Consider the following 23,160-nt stretch of genomic DNA (forward strand, 5'->3'; position numbering starts at 1 on the left):
GGTCAGGACAGGTGCCGCGACCACCATTCGAGGACGGCCTCGAAGCGCTGGAGGCGGTGCCTGGGGCGGCCGCTCCGGCTGAGCTCGTGCCCCTCACCGGGGAACAGCAGGAACTCCGCCGGTACGCCGTTGCGGCGCAGGGCGACGTACATGCGCTGGGCCTGCTCGACCGGGCAGCGCCAGTCCTCCTCGGAGTGGACCACGGCGAACGGCAGGTCGATCCGGTCGGCGTGGTACAGCGGGCTCATCGCGCGCTGGACCTCGATGTCGGGGCCGCAGTAGGCCTCGGCGAAGAACCAGCCGATGTCGGAGGAGCCGGTGAAGGAGTCCCAGGCGTTGACCGCCCGCTCGCTCCAGGCCGCCTTGAAGCGCTCTCCGTGGTGGGCGGCCAGCCAGCTCGTCATGAACCCGCCGTAGGAGCCGCCCATCACGCCCACCCGCTCGCCGTCGCACTCGGGCCGGGCCAGCGCCGCGTCCAGCAGGGCGAGCACGTCGTCGACGTCCACGGTGCCGAAGGCGCCGATCACCGACTGGCCGTGTGCCTGGCCGTACCCGCTGGAACCGCGCGGGTTGGGCAGGACCACCGCGTATCCGGCGGCCGCGTAGACCTGGGTCTCGTCCATGAAGCCCCACCCGTGGTGGTGGAAGGGGCCGCCGTGCACGTTCAGCAGGACCGGGTGCGGGCCCTCGCCCTCCGGCAGGGCCAGCCAGCCGTGGACCGGGTAGCCGTCGGCGGACACGGCGGTGATCTCCTGGAGCGGGCGCCTTCCGGCAGGCGACCCGTTGAAGTCCGTGAGCGCCCCGGCCGGGGTGACCACCTCCCCGGGGCTGTGCGGGGTGGACACCACCGCCACGACCTGCCCGCCGTAGGAGGTGAACGACTTGACGGCCGCCCGCTCGCCCAGCACGAGGGGGAGCTTCTCCAGAGGCGCCTGCGCGGCGTCGGAGGGGACCAGCCGCAACTCGACCGCGCCGCGGACCTGGACCGCGACCAGCGCGCCGTCCTCGGTCGCGATGGGGGGCAGCGGCTCGATGTCCACCGACTCCTCCTCGGTCAGCCGTACCCCGGTCGCCGGCTCGCCGCCGATCCGCAGGGGAGCGCGGAAGAGGCCGGTGTTGCGGGCCACCGCGTGGATGCCGGAGAAGGTTGTGCCGAGGTAGAGCACGTCCCCGCCGGGGAGCGCGACGGGCATCCCGGCCGATCCGGTGCTGCGCACCACCAGGATCGGCGCGCCGCCGGCGGCCGGCACCGCGTACAGGTCGGAGTGCAGGCTCTCGCCGTCCAGGTCGCGGTCGGCCGAGACCAGCACGTGCTCGCCGTCGGGGGTCCAGCTCGGGGAGGCGACCTCGTAGGGCCCGTCGGTGAGCCGCACCGGCTGCGGGATGTCGGCCAGGGCGTTGACCACGAACAGGGCGGGCGGCCGGTCCAGGGTGAAGCCGACGCCGTCGTGCCGGTAGCGGAACCCGGTGATGCGGCGCGGCGCCTCGGCCGCGGCGCTCACGTCCTCCTCGGTGCCGTAGCGGCCGGCTTCGGGGACCCGGGCGACGAACGCGATCCGGCGGGAGTCGGGGGCCCAGACCGGGGCGCCCGCGCCGAGCGGCAGGTCGGTGAGGGGGCGTGCCTCGCCGCCGCCGGTGGGCATCACGTGGAGCTGCGGCCTGCCGCCGTCCTGCGCGCGCAGGAAGGCCACCCAGGCCCCGTCGGGGGAGATCCGGGGCGCGCTGTCGTGGTCGCCGAAGGTGAAGCGGACGGGCGGGCCGTCCTGGGGGAGCCGCCACAGGCTCCCGCGGTAGGCGTCGGCCTCCAGGTCGGGGCGGGCCACGTCGACGAGGATGAGATCCTCATGAAGGGTGACGCTACCGGGGACATGCAGCAGGGCGAGATCTTCTGGACGCATGCCCAGGGACGTTATCACCGTGTTAATCATCTTTTGCGGTGTGAAACCCGTATGTCCGCGCGAGGCGCCGGAGTGCCCGTCGCCGTCCCTCCTACAGCAGGGTGAGCCCGCCGTCCACGGCGAGGATCTGGCCGGTGACGTAGCTCGCCTCGTCCGAGAGCAGGAAGGCCGTCACCTTCGCCACCTCCCAGGCGGTGCCCTGGCGGCCCATCGGGATCATCACCTGGCCGCGGTGCTCCCAGAGCCTGGCCGCGTCCCGGCCGAGCGGGGTGTCGATCAGGCCCGGGGCGACCATGTTCGCCCGGACCCCGCGGCCGGCGCCCTCCAGCGCGACGTGCCTGGCCAGGCCGACCAGCCCCGCCTTGGAGGCGTCGTAGGACGGGATCAGGCTGCCCGGGCGCAGCCCGGCCACCGAGCCGATGAACACGATCGAGCCACCGGAGGCGAGCAGGGGCAGCGCGCCCTTGCAGACCAGGAAGTGGCCGCGCAGGTTGACCGCGAACACCTGGTCCCAATCGGCGGCGCTGGTGCCCTCCAGGGCCAGCCCGGCGCCGATCGCGGCGTTGAGCACGATGCCGTCCACCGCGCCCGCCCGCCCGGTCAGCGCCTCGCAGGCGTCACCGTCGGCCAGGTCCACGGCGACCACCTCGGCCTTCCCGCCCTCGCGGCCGATCCACCCGGCCGTCTCGGCGGCCGCGTCCTCGTCGACGTCCGCGCAGATCACCGTGGCGCCCTGCCGTGCGGCCTCGACCGCGATCGCCCGGCCGTTCCCGACCGGCGGTTCGGGGTCGGGGGAGGGGCGGGTGCCCGCGCCCACGACCAGCACACGTCTACCTACCAAGCGACCGTTCACAATCGTGATCGTAGTAAGTACTCTCTGATCTGTGAATCCCCGAGTCGAGCCGCTACCGCCGGAGCAGTGGGACGGGTTCCTCGCCCGGGTCGTCGAGGGCACCGGCCCCTACAACGTCTTCACCACGCTGGCCCGCCACCCCGCGCTGTTCCAGGCGTGGATCGGATTCGGCGCCGCGCTGCTGTACGGCACGCTGCCCGCCCGTGACCGGGAGCTGGCCGTCCTGCGCACCGCGCACAACCGCGGGAGCGCCTACGAGTGGGCCCAGCACGTACGGCTGGCCCGGGAGGCCGGGCTGGCCGAGGCCGAGATCGAGGCCGTCCGCGGCCACGGGCACGGCTGGGGCGCCGGCGACCGGCTGGTGCTGGACGTGGCCGACGAGATGCACCGCTCCGGAGACGTCACCGACGAGACGTGGGAGGCCCTGTGCGCCCGCTACGACGAGCCCGGCCGGATCGAGCTGGTCATGCTCGTCGCCCACTACGACATGCTCGCCGTGGTCCTCACCACCCTGCGCGTCCCCCTGGAGGACGCCGGTACGGCGCTCACGGGCGCCGGAGACCCGCCGGATCCCCCGGCAGGATCATCGTGACGCCGGGGACGGAGCCGATCGCGGCGAGCGCGGGCCCCGCTCCGTCGAGGCCGACGGTGCGGGTGATCAGCAGGTCCGGGCGGAGGAGCCCGGCGGCGACCATCTCCAGCATCGCGGGGTAGGCGTGGGCGGCCATGCCGTGGCTGCCGAGGAGTTCGAGCTCGTAGCCGATCACCCGGTTCATCGGCAGCGAGGTGAGGCCGGGGAGCAGGCCGATCTGGACGTGACGGCCCCGGCGGCGCAGGCCCTCGATCGACGACGCGCACGTCTGCGGGCTGCCCAGCGCGTCGATCGAGACGTGGGCCCCGCCACCGGTCAGCTCCCGGACGCGCGCGGCGGCACCGGCCCCGTCCGGCGGGGCGGCGGGGGCGGCGGGGGCGGCGGGGGCGGCGGTTACGCAGGCGGCGGCGCCGAACCGCCGGGCCAGGTCCAGGGCCTGGGGGGAGACGTCCACGGCGACCACCCGTGCGCCCGCGGCGGCGGCGATCATCACGGCGGACAGTCCGACCCCGCCGCAGCCGTGCACCGCCACCCACTCGCCGGGCCGTACCCGGCCGACCGTCACGACGGCGCGGAAGGCGGTGGCGAAGCGGCAGCCCAGGCTCGCGGCGGTGGGGAAGGTCATCTCCTCCGGCAGCGCCACCAGGTTCACCTCCGCGTTCTCGATCGCCACGTACTCGGCGAAGGAGCCCCAGTGGGTGAACCCCGGCTGGGTCTGGCGCTCGCAGACCTGCTGGTCGCCGGCCGCGCACGCCGCGCAGGAGCCGCAGGCGCAGACGAACGGGACCGTCACCCGGTCACCGGCCCGCCACGAGCCCACCCCCGGCCCCACGTCCTCGACGACCCCCGCCAGCTCGTGCCCGGGAACGTGTGGCATGACCCGGATGTCCGGGTCGTGGCCCTGCCAGCCGTGCCAGTCGCTCCGGCACAGCCCGGTCGCCTCCACCCGGATCACCGCCCCGCCGGGCGGCGGCGCGGGGGCGGGCACCTCGCGCACCTGCAGATCTGACCCGAAGGCGTCGAAGACCACCGCTCGCATCGGCGCACACTCCCTGACTCGTCCGGCGCCGCCGGCCCGCTCGCGCGGCCCGGTGGCCTGTGCAGCATTCTCCAGGTCCCCCGGAGCGCCGGGGGAAGGGGGGCGGATGCGCCGTGCGGGCCGTCACTTGCGGCGCGGGCCGATTAGAACCCCCGGGCTGGGACAGAGGAGGGGGCACAAGGACCAACGGATCGGATGGTGAGATGGGTCAGCAAGTCGACAAGGACCGATTCTCCGAGGCGGAGTTCGCCCGCTTCGGCGAACGGCTGGAAGAGCAGCTCGCCGCGCTCCGCGAGCTGCTCGCCAGGCCGGGCTTCGGTACCGGGCCCGCGACCATCGGGGCCGAGCTGGAGATGTTCCTCATCACCCCCGACGGCCGGCCGCTTCCGCGCAACCACGAGGTGCGCGACGCCGCCGACGACGACCGGCTCGTGCCGGAACTCGGCCGGTTCAACCTGGAGGTCAACCTGACTCCGCTGCCGATCGCCGGGCGGCCCTTCAGCGCCCTGGTGCGGGAGCTGCGCGAGACGATGGCCCTGGTGGACGCGGCGGCGGGGACGCAGGGCGGGCAGGCCCTGGCGATCGGGATCCTGCCCTCGCTGAGCGAGTTCGACTTCACCCACGAGGCGCTCAGCGACGAGAGCCGCTACCGGGCGCTGAGCCGGGGCATGCGGCGGCTGCGCACCGAACCGTTCCGGGTGCGCATCGAAGGGGTCGAGGAGCTGGAGCTGGAGGTCGAGGGGGTGATCCTGGAGAGCGCCAACACCTCCTGGCAGGTCCACCTCCGTACGGCCCCCGCCGACTTCGCCCGCGTCTACAACGCCGCCCAGCTGGCCACCGGCCCGGTCCTGGCGGTCAGCGGCAACTCGCCGGGCTTCCTGGGCAGGCGGTTGTGGGAGGAGACCAGGATCGCGCTGTTCGAGGAGTCGGCCGACGACCGGGACGTGGAACGGCTCGATCGCAGGGACCGGCGGGTGGCCTTCGGCTCCGGCTGGGTGAGCGGCGCCGAGGAGATGTTCGAGACCTGTGTCCGCGACTACGAGCCGGTGCTGCCGATGACCTCGGAGCAGGTCCCGGCGGGGGAGGGGGAGGCTCCCGGGCTGGCCGAGCTCCGGCTGCACCAGGGGACGGTGTGGCAGTGGAACCGGCCGATCTACGATCCCGCGGACGGCGGCCACCTGCGGGTGGAGATGCGCGCCCTGCCGGCCGGTCCGACCCCCGCCGACATGGCGGCCAACGCCGCGTTCCTGCTCGGGCTCACCGCCGCCATGGCGGTCGGGCCGGTCGAGGACTTCCCCTTCGCCGCGGCCTACCGCAACTTCTACCGCGCCGCGATCCACGGCCTGGACGCGCCGATGGCCTGGCCGGGCCTGGAGGGGGAGGTGCCGGCCGCGCGGCTCGCCCTGGATCTGCTGCCCGTGGCGAAGGCCGGGCTCGAACGGGTGGGGGTGGACCCGGCCGAGGCCGACTGGGCACTGGACATCATCCGGGAACGGGTCAGGCTCCGCCGTACCGGCGCGATCTGGCAGCGCCAGGTCGTCGAAGGACTCGGCGGCGATCCGGCGGCCCGGGCCCGCATGGTGACCCGCTACCGGGAGCTGTCGCTCACCGGGGAGCCCGTGCACACCTGGCCCATATGATCACAAAAACTATTCAAGTCGGGGCATACTCATGAACTCCACATCTTGATCCGCCCGTCCGGGCGTGACGGAGGAGAACCCCCCATGAGTGGGATGACGGCCGTAGCGGCGGAGCCCTTCCAGCTGAAGCGGGACAACGGCGACCTCGCAGCCGGGGTCCAGGCCCTGGAGAAGCAGCTCAAGCGCGTGACCCTCGACACCGTGCTGGCCAAGGCGAACCGCGTCGCGGCCAGGAAGGGGGCCGCCGGGGCCGGGGCCTTCGGGACGATGAGGCCCCGGCCGGTGGACTGGTACTGCTTCGAGGCCGCCGACAACGCCGTCCGCGACTGGTACCCCCAGGGGCTGACCTGCTCCTCCGACGCGGGGACCAGCGCGGGGACATTTGTGGTGAGCTGGTACTTCAAGCCCGAGACGGGGGCCGAGCGGGGAGTGCGCCTGTCCTTCCTCGACACGGCGGCCCTGCGCTACCGGCACGTCCTGCTCGTGCGGGCCCGCGCCGACGGCGACATCGCCCCGATCGACATCCACGCCGGCGGCGTCGCCTGGTACGGCGACCTGCTCTACGTCGCCGACACCAGCCGGGGCATGCGGGTCTTCGACACCCGGCACATCTTCGAGGTGGACGGGGACGACAAGACCACGATCGGCAGGAAGGGCGGCGTGCACAACGCCTTCGGCTACCGCTACGTGATGCCGCAGACCGGCGCCTGGACCCCGACCTCGGGGGGCGCCCGCTTCTCCTTCGCCGCGATCGACCGCACGACCGCCACCGACACCCTGATCTCCGGCGAGTATCTGGACGGCCCCGGGGGCCGGGTGGCCCGCTGGCCGCTGAACGCCGACGGCACGCTCCGCGCCGACGCCGGCGTCGCCTCCGCGCTGGACGCCTACCGCCTGCCCGAGGCCAGGATCCAGGGCGCGCTCTCCCACGACGGCACCTGGTATCTCAGCCAGGCGGCGGGCGCGACCAGGAACGGCAGCCTGATCGTGGTCGGCGACACGGTCAGGAAGCGCCCCTACCCGGTGGGCCCCGAGGATCTCACCTGCGTCCGCGACAAGAAGACGCTCTGGAGCGTGACCGAGTTCGCGGGCCGCCGAGTGATCTACGGCGTGCCGCTGTAGGGGCCCGGCTCAGTGCAGAGACCCGCCGACCAGCCGGAGGTCGCCCTCCACCGAGACGGCGGCCGCCACGATCGCCGTCAGCGCCTCGGCGACCATCGCCACCGGCATGGACGGCGCGGCCTGGCCGAGGACCTGCCCCGGGGCGAACGGCACGTGCACGAAGCCGCCGCGGACCTCGGGCCGCTCGGTGGCGATCAGATGCATGAGACCGTAGAAGACGTGGTTGCAGACGAACGTCCCGGCGCTCTGCGACACACTCGCCGGGACCCCGGCCGTCCGGGCCGCCACCACGCACGCCTTCACCGGCAGCGTGGCGAAGTAGGCGGCGGGCCCGCCGGGCACCACCGGCTCGTCGATCGGCTGCCGCCCGGCGTTGTCCGGGATGCGGGCGTCGTCGATGTTGACGGCCACCCGCTCGACCGTCACGTCGGGCCGCCCCCCGGCCTGCCCGACGCAGACCACCACCGCGGGGTCGTGCTCCAGCACCGCCGCCCGCAGGTGCTCCAGCGCCTGGCCGAACACGCACGGCAACTGTACGGCCCGCACCCCGGGCACCAGCTTGACCGCCTCCCACGACGGGTTGACCGCGGCGCCGTCGAACGGCTCGAAGCCGGTGAGCAGGACGGTCATCGCCGGCCCGCCGGAAGCGCGCAGGCGGGGGTCCCGCCGGGCAGCCGGTGGCGGTTCCTCGCGATGAGCCGGTAGAGCCCCTGGGCCACCCACCGGAAGGGCGGCACCCGTAGCGCGAGCCCCGGCAGGCTCCACGGCGGGCCGGCGGCGATCAGCAGCCTGGCGACCGCCTGCGCGCCGCCGTACACCCGGCCGCGCTCGACCCACAGGACCTCGCGCTCGGCCCGCTCCCGCGTGGTGCCCAGCGCGGTCAGGTCGGCGAACTGCCAGGGGGTGACGCGTGCCCGGACACCGATCCGGCGCTCGGCGAACCGGACGCTCGCCGTGCAGAACCCGCAGTCGCCGTCGAAGACCAGAACCGGTTGTTCCCTCATGGAACAGACCCTACCCAGCCGTTCTGATCACGACTGCGGGACCAGGGTGACGGCGATGGGGCGGTGGTCGGAGTGGGGGACGTCGACGTTGGCCTGGTCCCTGCCGGTGAAGCCCGGGGTGACCAGCACGTGGTCGATCTGCTCGGCCGGGCCCCCCGACGCGGGGATGGTGCTGAACGGCCGGACCGGGGCGATGGGGTCGGTCAGCCCGGAGCCCATGAGCACCTCCCAGGCCGGATCCGCCGGCTCCAGGTTGAGGTCGCCCGCCACGACCACCGGCCGGCCCCCCGCGGAGGCGTCCTTGACGATCCGCCCGAGCTGCTCCACCTGGTCGAGCTCGCGCCAGCCGGGCGGCGGCTGCAGGTGGGTGCCGATCACGGTGACGTCCCTGCCCTGCCATCTCAGCCCGACCTCCAGCGCCTGCGCCCCGGTCGGACCGCCCTGGACGAGCACGTGGTTGCGGACCGAGGTGACCGGCAGGTCGGTCAGGAGAGCGTCCCCCCACACCTCGTCGGTCGCCGGGGCCCAGATGTAGCGCATGCCGAGCCGCTCGGCGATCAGCCGCACGTCGTCGTGGCCGCCGTTGAGCAGCCATCCCCGGTCGGCCTCGCTGAGCACGACCACGTGCGGTCTCATGGCCCTGAGGGTGTCGGCCTGTTGCTCCAGCGACAGCCTGCCGGACTGGCCGTACCCCATCCGGATGTTGTAGGCCGCCACCCGCAGCCCGTCGCCGGGCGGCTCCCACCCCGGCGTGGCGCCCTGCCAGAGAGGCACGGCCGCCACCAGCGCGACGGCGGCGGCGGCGATCGGCAGCCGCAGGCCGTAGGAGGCCCGCGGCAGGCCGGTGGCGCCCACCACGGCCGACACCGCCACCAGGAGCGCCGCGCAGACGGGCACCCACTGGTTGGGCAGGTAGAGGTCGTAGGCGGCGTAGTAGCCGAAGACGAACACGACGAACAGCAGCATGCCCCCCGCCGCCGCCAGACCGCGCCGCGGCGGACGGTCGGGGCCGAAGGTCGCCGCCGCGTGCGCCAGGCAGGCCCCCAGCGCGACCTGACCGATGATCTGCGCGGCGATCGTCCAGCCCGGGGCCACGCCGTGGACGCCGTCCACGGCGGTCCTGCCGAACGTGAACGCCACGGCGGAGGCGACCAGGGCGACGGCGGGCACCAGCGGCCGCCGGAGCAGCGGCAGCGCGGCGGGCGCCGTCGACAGCACCGCGAACGCCGCCACGACCGCGGCGGCGGCCAGGGAGGGGGAACCGGCCGTGGCCTGGGCGTGCGCGGTGTTGCCCGTGTACAGGCCCCACAGCAGTAGGGCGGGGCCGACCGGCAGCCAGGCGCGCGGGGCGCCCGAGTGCTCCTCCCCGGCGGGCACGGGCCGCAGCAGGAACACCCCGGCCAGCGCGAGCTCGGCCGCCAGCGCCACCCACGGGACCGGGCCGGGCCGCCACATCAGGTCGATGCCGTCCAGCGCCGCGTGGATCACCGTGGAGGCCGCCAGGCCGGTGATCACCCCGGCCATCGCGGGCCGGGCGTCCCGGGCGGACATGGCGGTCGCCGTCAGCCAGACCAGTCCGGCCAGCAGGCCCGCGCTCGCCAGGTAGAGCTGAACCTCGCCGCCGGAGGTCGGCTGCAGCGCCAGCCGGGCCAGGAGCAGCAGGAGACCGGCGCCGAGCGCCACCCGGCGCGGCGGGACGGACCGGGCCAGCGGGACCGTGAGGAAGGCCACCACGAACCAGGAGACGGCGTACAGGCCCATCATCTCCGCGGGCGTGCTGCCCGCCCGGCCGAACAGGGTGATCAGCGACGGCAGGAAGACCCGCAGCACATCGATCAGCACCACCACGCCGAGGGCGACATCCACGCGGATCCGCATGCTACCTCCAAGGAATGTGAGTCATCCTCGCTTCCTTGGGGATCCGTGGCAAGGGCGAACTTTCCCGGCCCGATCGGTGCTCCCGGATCCGGCGGTGAACGGGGGCGCCGCCGCGGCCGGTAGGGCCGGGAGCGGTGCGCCGGGGGTCGGGCGACCAGCCGGGGGAGGGGGTGGACGGGGCCGTCGCGGTCGGGGGGGCAGCCGGCCAGGGTGAACGGAGCCGTCGCGGTCGGGGGGTCAGCCGCGCGGGGGGCCGTCGAGATAGCGGAAGGCCTCGTGGGCGGAGCGGACGCTGTCGCGGAGCGCCCGCTGGAGCTGGGCGGCGTCCTCGCTCAGATGGCCGATCTCCGGCGCGGAGAACCTGGCCGCCCCCGTCTCGGCGACGAGCTGCTCGTACTCGGGCAGGTAGGCCAGGAGGGCGTCGATCTGGCTCTGGGACCGGAGGGCGCGGTCGGCGTTGGAGACGTGGCGCGCGTAACGTTCCAGGGCCTCCACCCGGGCGACGACGGCGGCCTCGCTGGCGGCCAGCGCCCGCTCCAGCGGCGCCATCGCGGCGGCGACCTCCGGCGTCCTGCCGCCGCGGGCGAGGTTGCCGTGCCTGGCCCGCAGCGCCGACAGCTTGGTCAGCAGGCGGGCGATCTCCCATTCCTCGGCCGGCAGCATCACCGAGTTGCGCACGCTGTCGAGCATTCCCATGGTGTTGACCCGGGAGCCGAGGATGGAGTCGATCGCCCGCTGGACCCGGCCGAGCAGATCCCTGGCGCCGTAGTCGAAGTCCTCCAGGATCAGGTAGCCCCCCCTGTACCGCTGCGAGTGCCGGTACAGGACGCGCTCGACGGCGTCGTGCGGGGCGGGCTTCCTGCCGATGTAGACACAGGTGAGGATCGTCGCGTAGACGGCGAGCAGGACGAGGAATGCCACGGATATCCCGGTGAGGGCGGTGAAGGCGGCGGCCAGGGCCGCCGTCACGCCGAGGGGCGCCACGAGGGCCGCCGGAAGCCGTGGGGCGTCCTCCGGTTTCGGACTCCACCCGGCCCGGAAGCGGGAGAGCAGTGGGCCGTTCCGCCGGAGAAGTCCGGCGACGTCCGCGGGCACCTCCGGATCGACCACCACGCGCTGCACAGGCCGGCCCCTTTCACCAGGTCAAAAGAGCATAGCGATTAACCGATTTCCAGCTATGCGTCCCTCTATGTTGCCTCTTAACGGTGGTGTGCCGAGTGTCGAGAGGACGTTCATCGTGATCCGCGGTGCGCGGAGGGGGCCGAGGGGCGGGGATAGGCGGTCTCCATGACCTCAAGGGCACGGTCCCATGCCTCCTCAACCAGGTGTCCGTAGATCTGGTACGTGGTGTTGATGTCGTTGTGGCCCAGCCACGCGGACACGTCGGTGACGGGGATGCGCTGGGCGAGCTGCATGGAGGCGAAGGCATGGCGGAGGCTGTGAGGGGTGAAGTCCTCAGGGAGTCCGGCAGTGTCACCAAGACAAGCCAAGAGGCGTGACCAGGGTAGGTCTTCGGGCTCAGATCTGACGATTGGGGGTGTTCACGAGTCGGCCTGAGCAGCGAGTCACCCGAGAGCTTATAGATCGTTTTCCGCGCGACGAGTGATCGTTTCCCGAGGCTGACGCACATCGAGGTGGGCAGCGGCGAGAACGAAGATCTGCCAGAGGCGCGGATCGCGACCCGTGGCCCTTCCACTCCAGCGGCTGGATGTCACCCCGGAGAGACTGTGCGGGTTTCGTCGAGATTCCGTGCACTCCGCGGTTACGGCACCACGGTGTTGTCATGATCTCGGTGACACCTCACCGATGGGATCCGCGATGTCTTCCCGCTCGCTCGTACTGCTGGCCGCCTCGCTCTGCGCGGGCGGCCTCGCAGCTCTGGTGTACTTCCACGACTCCAGCCTGGTGCTCTTGAGGGAACATCTGAACCATCCGTTCGCGCTCGGTGTGCTGGCCTGCCTCCTGATGGCGTCGGCCGCCGCCGGGCTGCGGTGGATGTGGTTACGTGTCGTGATCGTCGTCCTTGCCGTGCTGGGCGCGAGTGCCGCGCTGTTCGAGGGGTGGGTGGCCCTTACGTTCGCCTCTACCAAGGAGGTCGGCTTCGTCGACGGACCAGCCCCGTACAGGATCCGGCTCCAGCAGTCGCTGGCGGGTCTCGGGCCGGACACGGTGATGTGGCTCAGCGTCCGCCGGGACGGCGGGTTGCTCAGCAGGGAGTGGGATCTCGGCTGCTTCAACGACGACGTCCCCGGCGACGCCTTCGACTCGGTCAAGTGGACGGGGCCGAGTTCGGTCGAGATCCGGGTGGCCGACGGGCAAACGTTCTCCGTGGCCTTGGACCCCGCCTCGGGCCGGCCCCAGACCACCGCCGCCCTCAATTGTTAACAGCGCTCCCGCAAGCGACGCAGCTGGGAGTGGGCCGTCGGCCGGTCGACCTGGGAAAGGACGCGATCACGTCAGCCGCGGGTGAACGGTTTCCGCGTTGTGGAGTCCGCCAGATACCGCAGTCCGGCCTCTGCCTCGGAACCAGGTTCGGCGGCGAACAGGCCCATCCCCTGCGGGGGACGTTCACGAGTACGGCCGAGCTGCACGGGTCCGAGGGTTCGATGATCGCTTCCCGGACACGTAATGATCGTTGCCCAATGCTTACGTTTTGGGGGCGAGCGTCGCTCCGTCCGCGTCGGTGTGGGCGGGTTCAGCCCGTTCCGCTTTTTCGTCTTCCCCAGGGCCGTCTTTGATCTGCCACACAGATGGAACGAGCAGCGCGGTAACGGTGATGAGGATGGCCAGGACTGCGCCGGCCGCGAGGACGATGCCACTGCCGAATACCTGCGCCGCAGGTCCGGCGAGACCCATGCCCAGGGGTGCCGCCGCGAGTGAGCCCAGCGTGACGACGGAGCTGGACCTGGCGATGAGATGGTCGGGAACGTGGCGCTGAATGGTGCTGGTCTGCAGAACGTTGTAGATCACCAGCTCCAAGCCGGCCAGGAAAGCGGCCGGCAGCAGCAGCCAGAGGGTGGCGGGCACCGCCAAAAGGGCGGGCAGTGGCGTCATCAGCAGAAACACCGCCAAAGTCGCACCCACGGGACGGGAGGGCTTCCATCGAGTCGCGACGAAGCCGCCGGTGAGTCCTCCGACGGCGTACGCGATGCCGATCGCGGACCAGGCCGGCGCTCCGCCGAGATGCTCGTCTGCCACATACGGGCCGAGTACCAGGAACGGGGCGACCACGATCAGGTTGGTCAACGCCACATGGATGACCGACATCAGCAGCCACGATCGCCTGGTGACTTCCGCGAGACCTCCCTTGATGCTGGCCAGTAGCCCTGTGCTCGCTGCCGGTCGCTGCGTGGCGACAGCGCGAGGAAGGCGCGAGAGAAAGGCCGCACTCACCAGGAACGTGGCCGCATCGATCAGAATCGCCCACCCGGGCCCTATGGTTGCCACCAGCGCTCCGGCCACGCTGAGCGCCAGAATCGAGGTGAGGCTGCGCGACATCGACAGAAGCGAGTTGGCTTCCTGCACCCGTTCCTTGCCTGCGAGCGAGACCACAAGGCCGACAGAGGCGGGGTTGAAGAGGGCGGATCCCATGCCCGCGAGGAGTTGCAGGACCACGATCATCCAGATGCCGGCCGTCCCGCTGAGGAGAAGGGCCGCGGTGGCCCCGTGGGCGAGGAAGCGCATCAGGTCGGCGACCAGCATGACGTTGCGCCGGGAGAAGCGGTCGCCGAGAGCACCGCCGAGGAGGCTCAGCGCAATGATGGGGATCCGAGTGCTCAGGACGACGATACCGAGGTCGGCGGGTGATCCGGTGAGGTGCAGGACGGCGAAGGCAAGCGCGAAGGGGGTCAGTGCGTCCCCGAATGTCGAAGCGGTATGTCCGAAGTAGTAGCGGCGGAAGTCCCGGACGTTTAAGGGAGCGATCGCCTCGCGGATCGGCTTCACAGGCCGCCATCGCTGTTCATGGCGGCGAATGGGGTTGAGCCGCGGCGGCCGGAGGCGGTGTAGGCCCATTGGAGCCTCAGGCATGGGCAATCTGGATGCGATGGGCCAAGGTCGCGCAAGAGGGTGGCTCTCTCGATGGAGTGAACTGATCCGAGGTCACGCCTGACACCGTCAAGTGGCAGGCGCCTGGTGGTGATCGACTTTTGTGGTCAGGTCACCCTGGCAGAGCCGACTGACATTTCCGCAGGGGTTCACGGCCCTACCCGGTGGGCGATGGCTTTGGCTGCGGCGATAGGGATCTTGCGCGCGGCAGTGACTGCCAGCGCCTCGCCATTTACAGTGTGGAGTTGCAGGACTGCATGGCGTGAATGCACCACGTAAGTGTGACTGCCTGTCTTCAGGGAGACGATCGTGACGTCGCCGCTGGAACGCTTGGCCCGGGCCGAGAGGTCCGCACTGCAGCAGGCGAGGTGTCCGTCCTGCGGGGAGAAGCTCACGGGGCCTGGTGACTGGCTGGCTCTCTGTGGGTCAGCACAACATCAGCACCGGTGCTGACAAGTACGCCGACCAACCCGGAGCAACAAGAAGCCCCAGACTCTCGGCGTGTGCCGTGAGCTGGGGCTTTGTCTCCTGCTTGAACAGGTCAAACCTGGTCTGCTGTAGACCGTGGTGGACGATACAGGGATTGAACCTGTGACCTCTTCCGTGTCAGGGAAGCGCTCTCCCGCTGAGCTAATCGTCCTCGGGTGAACCAGAGCGGAAGACGGGATTCGAACCCGCGACCCTCACCTTGGCAAGGTGATGCTCTACCACTGAGCCACTTCCGCGTGTCTGCTTCGGGTTTCCCCTCTGCGGCACGTGCGCTACTTTACCGGATCCTTGAGACTCCGATGTCCGTGCACTGAGGTGGAGACGGGATTTGAACCCGTGTACACGGCTTTGCAGGCCGTTGCCTCGCCTCTCGGCCACTCCACCAGTCAGATCCCGGAGGACCTGCTGGAGCGGAAGACGGGATTCGAACCCGCGACCCTCACCTTGGCAAGGTGATGCTCTACCACTGAGCCACTTCCGCGTGATTCCCGGCGACTCGTCCGGGGCACGTGAAAACTCTAGCGCCTCCGGAGCGCTGATGTGCGCAAGCCGGGGGCCTACCGGGGATCTTCCTGGGAGATCACCTTGACGTCGGCGGCCCGGACGAACATGATCCGGTGGCCGAACTGGATCTGGCGGTAACGGACGTCGCCCCTGACGACCCGGTCTCTCGACGGGTCCAGGGCGCCCGACCGGAGGTAGGCGGCGCGGCTCGTCATGCCGAGGCTGTAGAACTGCCCGGCCGGGAACGAGTACTGCAGGGGGATCAGCTCCTGCCGGGGGACGCCCCGGGGGTAGGCCGACGCCTCGGGGTAGGCCCTGCCGTACACCTTGACGGAGGCGAGGCCGGGCCGGGGCGTCACCAGGCGGCCGGCGGCGGGCACGGACGTGCGGGCGGTCTCGGGGTCGTGGAACCACGCCTTCTGCCCGAGATACCAGATGGCCGTCCAGTCGCCCCTGCGTCCGGCGAGCGCGTAGCGCTGGCCGGTGGAGGCGCGGGCCGCGTGGTCGTAGACGCCGTAGGTGGAGGCGCCCTTGGGGTGCTTGCCGATGTCCTTGACCAGCGGGGCCTGCTCCGAGGGGCGGCTGTACAGCCAGACCGAGGAGGCGCCCTGCGGGGGGCAGTCGCCGGACTTGGCGCAGCCGGTGAAGCGCGGCTGGTTGAGGGCGTAGTCCGGCCTGATCAGCACCGAGCGGGCGCCGGGGGCGGCGGAGCCGGTCAGCGGGCTGCCGAGCAGTTCGAAGTAGTGGGCCCAGTCCCAGTAGGGGCCGGGGTCCTGGTGCATGTCCCGCACGCCCTGCGGGGTGGTGCCCGGCACGTTGTCGTGGCCGATGATGTGCGCCCGGTTCAGCGGCACGTCGTACTTGCGCGCGAGATGGGCGACCAGCGCGGCCGAGGAGCGGTACATCGCCTCGGTGTACCAGGCGCCGCCCCTGGCCAGGTAGCCCTCGTGCTCCAGGCCGATGGAGCGGCTGTTGACGTACCAGTTTCCCGCGTGCCAGCCGATGTCGCTGCCCCGCAGGTGCTGGGCGATGTGGCCGTCGCTGGAGCGCAGCGTGAAGTGCCAGCTCAGGTAGGTGGGGTTGCGGGTCAGCCGGGTTATGGCGTCGTAGCTGCTCTCCCCGTCGTGGATGACGATGTAGTCGATCCGGCGGGGGCCGTCGTAGCGGTCGTGGTTGCCGTAGTCGCCGTTCTTGAGCCGGCGGTAGGCGGCCGGCATCCACTCGCAGGAGACGGAGGGCGGGCAGTCGGGGCCGGCGGCGGGGGCGGGGGCGCGGAGCAGCCCGGAGGCGGCGGGCGGCCGCCGCGGGGACAGGGCCGGGATCGCGGGCAGGACCACCCGCTCGCCGTCGTCGGTCACGCGCGCGGCGCCGGTGCGGATCGTCGCGTAGACCTCGTCGGCGAAGGACGTCGCCGCCCCGGAGTCCGCCGTGCCCGGATAGCGGGCCACCGCGCCGTACCACCGCGCCGGGTCGGTGCCCGGCGGCTCGCCGATACGCCGCTGGTGGTCGGCGAGCAGCGCCGCCCCGCCCCGGATGTTGGCCGCCGGGTCCCGGCGCAGCCGTCCGGGGGCGATCCCGGTCAGCTCCGCCGCGCGGTGCAGGGTGTCCTCGGGTGGGGCCGCGGCGGGGTCCAGGACGACAGGCGGGTGCGGCCGGCTCTCGTCGCCGCGCGGGTCCTCCCCGCCGTGACGGTGGCGACCCGGGTCGATCCGGCCGTCGACCAGGTGCATGGGGCCGTAGCCCGCCGAGACGCTGGGCAGCCCGTCGTTGGCGTCCCAGCGGGACTCCAGGTAGGAGACCGCGAGGAGCACGCTCTCCGGCACGCCGTACGTCCGGGCCGCTCGTGCGAAGGCCGCCTGCCTGCTCTCCGGCCTCGCGTACGGCCCGGCGGGAGCCGTCTGCCCGCTCCCCGGTGTTCCGTACGGCCCGGCGGGGGGCGTCTGCCCGCCGCCCGGCGTCCCGTGCGTCCGGGACGTCCGGGCGGGGGGCGCCTGCCCGCTCTCCGTCCGCCCGCCGCCCGGTGCCGCGGTGGTGGGCGGGACCAGAGCGGCGACGAGGGCGACGACGGCGATTCCCGGCAGACGGCGCATGGTGGTCCCTCCCGACCGGACGACTACTCAGAGTTATGTCCGATTGCCGACTGTCTCACGACTGGAGGTGCTTGGGGCCGACTGGGGCAATCCTTGCCCGAAATCGGGCAGAAAACTTGGTGAAGGCCGCCGATGGTGCGTATGGTCCTGCTCTGTGTCCACGGCATGGCATCCGCATGAGGATCTGATTACCCACCTGACCCGGACGAGCGCGCTCGGCCCGGGCGAGGCGGCGCGGGTGGTGGCGGACGTGCTGGCCTACTTCTCCGAGCCCGTCGAGGAGTTCGTCCGGCGGCGTCACGCCGAACTCAAGACCAGGGGACTGGTCAACGACGAGATCTTCCCCCGGATCGCCGCCGAGATCCCGTCTCGCCGTGTCGCGGCACCTGAACTCTCCCTGCGCCAGCTGCGCCGGATCGTCTACGGGTAAGGAGCGGTTAGATGTGCGGAATCGTGGCTTATGTAGGGCCCAAGGATGCGGCGCCGATCCTGCTGGAGGGCCTGCAGCGCCTTGAGTACCGGGGCTACGACTCGGCCGGCGTGGTGGTCTCCAACAAGGGCCTGAAGATGCGCAAGGTCAAGGGCCGGGTGGCCGACCTGGCGGCGGTCGTGCCGGCCCGGTTCAAGGGAGGGCTGGGCATCGGGCACACCCGGTGGGCCACCCACGGGGCGCCCAGCGACGTCAATGCCCACCCCCACCTGTCCACCGACGAGCGCATCGCCGTCGTGCACAACGGCATCATCGAGAACGCCGACGAGCTGCGCGCCAAGCTGGAGGCCGACGGCGCGGTCTTCCTGTCCGAGACCGACACCGAGGTGCTGTCGCACCTGATCGCCCGCACCGTCGTGGAGGCCGACTCCCTGGAGGAGGCCGTCCGGGCGGCGCTGAAGCGGATCGTGGGCACCTACGGCATCGCGGTGATCGACGCTCAGCGGCCGGGCGAGGTGGTGGTGGCCCGCAACGGCAGCCCGATCGTGCTGGGCATCGGCGAGAAGGAGATGTTCGCCGCCTCCGACGTGGCCGCGCTGGTCCGCTACACCCGCCAGGTGGTCCACCTGGAGGACGGCGAGCTGGCGGTACTGAAGGCCGACGGGTTCAGCACCTTCGCCGGCGACGCGAGGCCGACCGCCAAGGAGCCGCTGACCGTCGACTGGGACGCCGGGCACTACGACACCGGTGGCTACGAGCACTACCTGCTCAAGGAGATCTCCGAGCAGCCCGAGACCGTGGCCCGGACGCTGCGCGGGCGGCTGGACGACCGCTTCCACATCGCCCACCTGGGCGGCCTCAACATGGACGCGCGCGAGACCCGGTCGTTCCGCCGCGTGAAGATCATCGGCTGCGGCTCCGCCTACTACTCGGGCCAGATCGGCGCCCAGCTCATCGAGGAGCTGGCGCGGATCCCGGCCGACGCCGAGCCGGCCAGCGAGTTCCGCTACCGCAGCCCGGTCGTGGAGCCCGACACCCTCTACGTGGCGATCAGCCAGTCGGGGGAGACCTACGACACCCTCGCCGCCGTCCAGGAGCTCAAGCGCAAGGGCGGCCGGGTGCTCGGCATCGTCAACACCGTCGGCAGCGCCATCGCCCGCGAGTGCGACGGCGGTGTCTACCTGCACGCCGGCCCGGAGGTCTCGGTGGCGAGCACGAAGGCGTTCACCTCGACCGCGGTGGCCTTCGCGCTGCTGGCGCTGCACCTGGGCCGGGTGCGCGACCTGTCCCCGGCCGACGGTCGCCGCATCTGCGAGGGCCTGCGCCGGCTGCCCGGCCAGATCAAGGAGATCCTCGCGCTGGAGCCGCAGATCGAGGAGCTCGCGCGCAAGTACGCCGACTCGCCGAGCATGATGTTCGTCGGCCGGGTCCGGGGCTACCCGGTGGCGCGCGAGGGCGCGCAGAAGCTCAAGGAGATCTCCTATGTGCACGCCGAGGCCTACCCGGCCAGCGAGCTCAAGCACGGGCCGCTGGCGCTGATCGGCCCGGAGATGCCGACCGTGGCGATCGTCCCCGACGATGAGCTGCTGGACAAGAACCTCACCACGCTGGGCGAGATCCGCGCGCGCGGCGGCCGGGTGCTCATGGTCGGCCACCGTACGGCCGATCCCAAGCTGGCCGACGACTGCGTCGTGGTGCCCAGGAACGAGACGGAGCTGGACCCGATCCTGCTGTCGATCCCGCTCCAGCTCCTGGCCTACCACGCCGCGGTGGCGCTGGGGCGTGATGTGGACAAGCCTCGCAATCTGGCTAAGAGCGTCACCGTGGAGTAATCCGGTTCCTGAACCCTCGATCCCTGTCGGATGACGGTAAGACCCCCCAATGTGTAACAGAAAGTGACGCATCTATAACCTGGGGTATTGGGGGTTCTTGGGGGAAGGGGCGCTTATGCACCGTAGGCGGTTCTTTGTGCTCGCCCTGGGGGTCATGGTCGCCGGCGGCTGCGGCGGGACGGGAGACTCCCGGCTGCCGCTGGCGGGCCGGCTGACCGTCGTCGCGCCCGCCGCGCGCGGGCAGGGCTGGGACCGGGCCGCGCGTGCGCTGGTCGCGGTCCTGACCGGGGACAGGCTGGCGCGGACGGCCGAGGTGAGCAACTATCCGGGCGGCCTGGGCGCCGCCGCGCTGGGGGCGTTCGCCGCCGCCCGCGAGCCCTTCACCCGCGAGGGCAGGCTGCTCCTCACCGGGATGCCGATGGTGGCGGGGGCGGAGATCGCCAACGCCGCCTCGGTGGTGGAGTCCACCACCCCGCTGGCCCGCATGGTCGGCGACTGGGCGGCCCTGGTCGTCCCGGCGGGCTCCCGCCTGCGCGCCTTCGAGGACTTCGCCGCGGTGCTCCGCCGCGACCCGGCAGGGCTGGCGGTGGGCGGCCGGATGGAGGGCGGCTCCGACCACGTGCTCTACGGCATGATCGGCAAGTGTCTCGGCGTGGACACCCGGCTGCTGGACTACGCCGGCTACTCCAGCGGGACCGAGGCGGCCCAGGCGCTCCACGACGGCCGGGTGGCCGCGCTGCTGGGCTCGGCCCGCTCCTTCGTGCCCGAGATCGCCGAGGGCCGCCTGCGGCCGCTGGTGGTCTCCTCCGCCGAACGGATCGACGGGATCGACGCCCCGACGCTGATGGAGCTGGACATCCGCCTGGAGTACACCGACTGGTGCGGCGTGCTCGGCCCTCGCGGCATGAGCTCCGAGGACAGGGACGTGGCCGTCGCCCTGTGCGACCGCGTCGACGCCTCGTCCCGCTGGCGGGCCATCTGCGCGGCCAACGGCTGGAACCGGGTCTACCTGAGCGGGGACGACTTTCGCCAGTGGCTCGTCACCGAGACCCGCCGCACCCGGGAAGTGCTCAATGAGCTCGGGTTGCTGAGCACTTTCGCCACAAGCTGTTGGGGTAGTTGCGTCCAACGGCCCTACATGTAGGATCCTGCTCGTTGCTGGTTCGCCCCTCGGGGGCGAGGCAAGAGGGAACCCGGTGAGATTCCGGGACTGCCCCGCAGCGGTGAACGGGAACGACCGCCGTCATGAGAGCACTGGGTGCAGTCTGCCTGGGAAGCGACGGCCAGTAGGCATGTGCGAGGCGCCCGTGAGTCCGAAGACCTGCCGGCGACGTGTGGAAGAGGGAGCCGAACCGGGCACCGGGGGACGCGTGAGCGGCCCGACGCGTGCCAGGCGAGGCGGACTCGACCACGGAAGCTGTCCAGGGCCTCGAGGGAGGGCTCGCGGAATGAGGCGGTCCGGCATGCCCGGAACCGCTCTCGCTCGCGTGCGTCCTTCCGGTGAGAGCCGTACGGGGAATTCGAGCGCGCGAGGGGTAGTACGTGACACAGACCTTGGTCGACGTCGCAGGGGAGACCGGCGACGGCCCGGTCGACCGCCGGTTGGCCATCGAGGAGGCCGCCGCCCGGGTGATCACCGATCCGGAGAACTCCAGGATCGCCGCCGGGCTGCTGGCGGAGCTGATCGCCGACGAGGCGGCCGGGCACGGGGTCCGGACCTTCTCCGAGTCCGTCGCCGCCACCCACGCGGCCGGGCTCGTCCAGGACGGGCTGGCCGCGTTCGTGGCCGCCCACGCCGCGGAGCTGGACGCGTTGGTGTCGCAGGAGGCCGACGGCCGGTTCGAGTACTTCGGGCTGCGCACGGTCTACGACCGCTACCTGCTGCGCCACCCGCGGACCCGCAAGGTCCTGGAGCGCCCGCAGCACTTCTTCCTCCGGGTGGCCTGCGGCCTGTCGGAGACGGTCGAAGAGGCGGCCGAGCTGTACGCGCTCATGTCCACCCTGTCCTACCTGCCCAGCTCGCCCACCCTGTTCAACTCCGGCTCGCGCAGGCCCCAGCTCTCCTCCTGCTTCCTGCTCGACTCGCCCCGGGACGAGCTGGAGGCGATCTACGAGCGCTACGGGCAGGTCGCGCGGCTGTCGAAGTACGCCGGGGGGATCGGCATCGCCTGGACCCGGGTGCGCTCGCGGGGCTCGCTGATCCGGGGCACCAACGGCCACTCCAACGGCATCGTGCCGTGGCTGCGCACGCTGGACTCCAGCGTCGCCGCGGTCAACCAGGGCGGCCGCCGCAAGGGCGCGGCCTGCGTCTACCTGGAGTCCTGGCACGCCGACGTCGAGGAGTTCCTCGAACTGCGCGACAACACCGGCGAGGAGGCCCGCCGTACCCATAACCTGAACCTGGCCAACTGGATCCCCGACGAGTTCATGCGCCGGGTCGAGGCCGACGGCGTGTGGTCGCTGTTCGACCCCAAGGAGGTCCCGCACCTCACCGACCTGTACGGCGCCGCGTTCGAGGAGGCCTACCGGGCCGCCGAGGCCGAGGGCCGCTACGTCAAGCAGATCCCGGCGCGCTCCCTGTACGGCCGGATGATGCGGACCCTCGCCCAGACCGGCAACGGCTGGATGACCTTCAAGGACGCGGCCAACCGGACCTCCAACCAGACGGCCCGCCCCGAGAACGTCATCCACCTGTCGAACCTGTGCACCGAGATCCTCGAGGTCACCAACGACGCCGAGACGGCCGTCTGCAACCTCGGCTCGATCAACCTCGCCGCCCACCTGGACGGCCGGGACATCGACTGGGCGCGGCTGCGCCGCACGGTCCGCACCGCCGTGCGGTTCCTGGACCGGACCATCGACCTGGGCTTCTACCCGACCGGGGAGGCCGAGACCGCCAACAGGAAGTGGCGGCCGATCGGCCTGGGCGTGATGGGCCTGGCGGACGTGCTCTTCGCGCTGCGGCTGCCGTTCGACTCCCCGCAGGCCCTGGAGCTGTCCACCCGGATCTCCGAGGAGATCGCGCTGGCGGCCTACCGCACCTCCTCCGACCTGGCCGTCGAGCGGGGCCGTCACCCCTCCTACGACGACACCCGGGCCGCCGCCGGCGTGCTCCACCCCGACCACTACGGGGCCGCGAGGTCGCCGGAGTGGGCGGAGCTCAGGGACAGGATCGCCGGGACCGGCCTGCGCAACTCGCTGATGATCGCGATCGCGCCCACGGCCACCATCGCCTCCATCGCCGGCTGTTATGAGTGCATCGAGCCCCAGGTCTCCAACATCTTCAAGCGCGAGACCCTGTCGGGGGAGTTCCTCCAGGTCAACCGCTACCTGGTCCGCGACCTGCAGGCCCGGGGCCTGTGGACCCCGCAGATCCGGGACGCGATCAAGCGGGCCGACGGCTCGATCCAGGACGTCCCCGGCATGCCGGAGGACCTCAAGGCCCTCTACCGGACCGCCTGGGAGCTGCCGCAGAAGGCGCTGATCGACCTGGCCGCGGCGCGCACGCCGTACATCGACCAGTCGCAGTCGCTGAACCTCTTCATGGCCACGCCGACCATCGGCAAGCTCTCCTCGATGTATGCCTACGCGTGGAAGTCCGGCCTCAAGACCACCTACTACCTGCGCTCGCGGCCGGCGACCCGGATCGCGCAGACCACCGTGGCCCAGGCCGTGCCCGATCCCGACGCCGTCGCGTGCTCCCTGGAGAACCCCGAGTACTGCGACGCCTGCCAGTAGCCGC

The 23,160-nt window shown here is 71.8% G+C and carries 18 protein-coding genes, 4 tRNA genes and 1 riboswitch; of the genes, 8 read left to right on the forward strand and 14 right to left on the reverse strand.

What is annotated here, in order from left to right; translation table 11 throughout:
* Positions 1-2: 2 nt before the first annotated feature.
* Positions 3-1,898: a S9 family peptidase gene (locus BM085_RS09640; RefSeq protein WP_093886663.1), complete on the reverse strand. Its 1,896-nt coding sequence runs from the start codon at positions 1,896-1,898 to the stop codon at positions 3-5.
* Between the two features lie 91 nt (positions 1,899-1,989).
* The gene (locus BM085_RS09645) at positions 1,990-2,751 is read right to left on the reverse strand and encodes an SDR family NAD(P)-dependent oxidoreductase (protein ID WP_093886664.1); all 762 of its coding nucleotides are present in this window, start codon (positions 2,749-2,751) and stop codon (positions 1,990-1,992) included.
* A 31-nt stretch (positions 2,752-2,782) separates the two neighbouring features.
* Here BM085_RS09645 and BM085_RS09650 point away from each other — a divergent pair, with 31 nt between their 5' ends.
* On the forward strand, positions 2,783-3,343 hold the full coding sequence (locus tag BM085_RS09650) for a carboxymuconolactone decarboxylase family protein (RefSeq protein WP_093886665.1): 561 nt from the start codon (positions 2,783-2,785) through the stop codon (positions 3,341-3,343).
* Here BM085_RS09650 and BM085_RS09655 read toward each other — a convergent pair.
* A complete protein-coding gene (locus BM085_RS09655; RefSeq protein WP_093886666.1) occupies positions 3,297-4,382 on the reverse strand; it encodes an alcohol dehydrogenase catalytic domain-containing protein in 1,086 nt (361 codons plus the stop codon). The two genes, BM085_RS09650 and BM085_RS09655, sit on opposite strands and share 47 nt — an antisense overlap.
* A 203-nt stretch (positions 4,383-4,585) precedes the next feature.
* Here BM085_RS09655 and BM085_RS09660 point away from each other — a divergent pair, with 203 nt between their 5' ends.
* Both BM085_RS09660 and BM085_RS09665 read left to right on the forward strand, forming a co-directional pair.
* Complete coding sequence (locus BM085_RS09660) at positions 4,586-6,022, forward strand: glutamate--cysteine ligase family protein (protein ID WP_093886667.1); 1,437 nt, start codon at positions 4,586-4,588, stop codon at positions 6,020-6,022.
* An 84-nt stretch (positions 6,023-6,106) separates the two neighbouring features.
* Positions 6,107-7,144 (forward strand): hypothetical protein, encoded by a 1,038-nt coding sequence (locus BM085_RS09665; protein WP_143120869.1) that lies wholly within the window; start codon positions 6,107-6,109, stop codon positions 7,142-7,144.
* 9 nt (positions 7,145-7,153) lie between these two features.
* Here the strand turns inward: BM085_RS09665 and pcp are convergent, their stop codons facing one another.
* From pcp to BM085_RS09690, 5 genes are all read right to left on the reverse strand, one after another.
* A complete protein-coding gene (gene pcp / locus BM085_RS09670; protein WP_093886669.1) occupies positions 7,154-7,774 on the reverse strand; it encodes a pyroglutamyl-peptidase I in 621 nt (206 codons plus the stop codon).
* Positions 7,771-8,148: a thiol-disulfide oxidoreductase DCC family protein gene (locus tag BM085_RS09675; protein ID WP_093886670.1), complete on the reverse strand. Its 378-nt coding sequence runs from the start codon at positions 8,146-8,148 to the stop codon at positions 7,771-7,773. The genes pcp and BM085_RS09675 overlap by 4 nt, the downstream gene beginning before the upstream one ends.
* Positions 8,149-8,175: 27 nt before the next feature.
* A complete protein-coding gene (locus BM085_RS09680; RefSeq protein WP_093886671.1) occupies positions 8,176-10,026 on the reverse strand; it encodes an endonuclease/exonuclease/phosphatase family protein in 1,851 nt (616 codons plus the stop codon).
* A gap of 237 nt (positions 10,027-10,263) precedes the next feature.
* Positions 10,264-11,148, reverse strand: a complete 885-nt coding sequence (locus BM085_RS09685) for a hypothetical protein (protein WP_245789224.1) — start codon at positions 11,146-11,148, stop codon at positions 10,264-10,266.
* 110 nt (positions 11,149-11,258) lie between these two features.
* On the reverse strand, positions 11,259-11,516 hold the full coding sequence (locus tag BM085_RS09690) for a tyrosine-type recombinase/integrase (RefSeq protein ID WP_177245029.1): 258 nt from the start codon (positions 11,514-11,516) through the stop codon (positions 11,259-11,261).
* A 328-nt stretch (positions 11,517-11,844) separates the two neighbouring features.
* Here BM085_RS09690 and BM085_RS09695 point away from each other — a divergent pair, with 328 nt between their 5' ends.
* Positions 11,845-12,411 carry a hypothetical protein gene (locus BM085_RS09695; RefSeq protein WP_093886673.1) on the forward strand — a complete coding sequence of 189 codons (567 nt, stop codon included), beginning with the start codon at positions 11,845-11,847 and terminating at the stop codon, positions 12,409-12,411.
* Positions 12,412-12,672: 261 nt separating this feature from the next.
* Here the strand turns inward: BM085_RS09695 and BM085_RS09700 are convergent, their stop codons facing one another.
* The 6 genes from BM085_RS09700 to BM085_RS09725 form a co-directional block, all read right to left on the reverse strand.
* Positions 12,673-13,971, reverse strand: a complete 1,299-nt coding sequence (locus BM085_RS09700; RefSeq protein ID WP_177245030.1) for an MFS transporter — start codon at positions 13,969-13,971, stop codon at positions 12,673-12,675.
* Positions 13,972-14,638: 667 nt separating this feature from the next.
* Positions 14,639-14,713, reverse strand: a tRNA-Val gene (locus BM085_RS09705).
* Between the two features lie 13 nt (positions 14,714-14,726).
* Positions 14,727-14,798 (reverse strand) — tRNA-Gly (locus BM085_RS09710).
* 77 nt (positions 14,799-14,875) lie between these two features.
* Positions 14,876-14,946: transfer RNA gene (locus BM085_RS09715), tRNA-Cys, on the reverse strand.
* A gap of 22 nt (positions 14,947-14,968) precedes the next feature.
* Positions 14,969-15,043 (reverse strand) — tRNA-Gly (locus BM085_RS09720).
* A gap of 76 nt (positions 15,044-15,119) precedes the next feature.
* Positions 15,120-17,156, reverse strand: a complete 2,037-nt coding sequence (locus BM085_RS09725) for an N-acetylmuramoyl-L-alanine amidase (RefSeq protein WP_093886675.1) — start codon at positions 17,154-17,156, stop codon at positions 15,120-15,122.
* 154 nt (positions 17,157-17,310) lie between these two features.
* Here BM085_RS09725 and BM085_RS09730 point away from each other — a divergent pair, with 154 nt between their 5' ends.
* The 4 genes from BM085_RS09730 (at position 17,311) to BM085_RS09745 (ending at position 23,156) form a co-directional block, all read left to right on the forward strand.
* On the forward strand, positions 17,311-17,586 hold the full coding sequence (locus tag BM085_RS09730) for a hypothetical protein (RefSeq protein ID WP_031164139.1): 276 nt from the start codon (positions 17,311-17,313) through the stop codon (positions 17,584-17,586).
* Positions 17,587-17,597: 11 nt separating this feature from the next.
* Positions 17,598-19,418 (forward strand): glutamine--fructose-6-phosphate transaminase (isomerizing), encoded by a 1,821-nt coding sequence (glmS, locus tag BM085_RS09735; protein WP_093886676.1) that lies wholly within the window; start codon positions 17,598-17,600, stop codon positions 19,416-19,418.
* Between the two features lie 115 nt (positions 19,419-19,533).
* Positions 19,534-20,562: a Bug family tripartite tricarboxylate transporter substrate binding protein gene (locus tag BM085_RS09740; protein ID WP_093886677.1), complete on the forward strand. Its 1,029-nt coding sequence runs from the start codon at positions 19,534-19,536 to the stop codon at positions 20,560-20,562.
* A riboswitch (cobalamin riboswitch) is annotated at positions 20,561-20,761 on the forward strand. It overlaps the preceding gene by 2 nt.
* Before the next feature lie 199 nt (positions 20,762-20,960).
* A complete protein-coding gene (locus BM085_RS09745) occupies positions 20,961-23,156 on the forward strand; it encodes a ribonucleoside-diphosphate reductase subunit alpha (RefSeq protein ID WP_093886678.1) in 2,196 nt (731 codons plus the stop codon).
* Positions 23,157-23,160: the final 4 nt, after the last annotated feature.

Origin of the sequence: Streptosporangium canum (assembly GCF_900113865.1) — a bacterium.
Classification (GTDB): domain Bacteria; phylum Actinomycetota; class Actinomycetes; order Streptosporangiales; family Streptosporangiaceae; genus Streptosporangium; species Streptosporangium canum.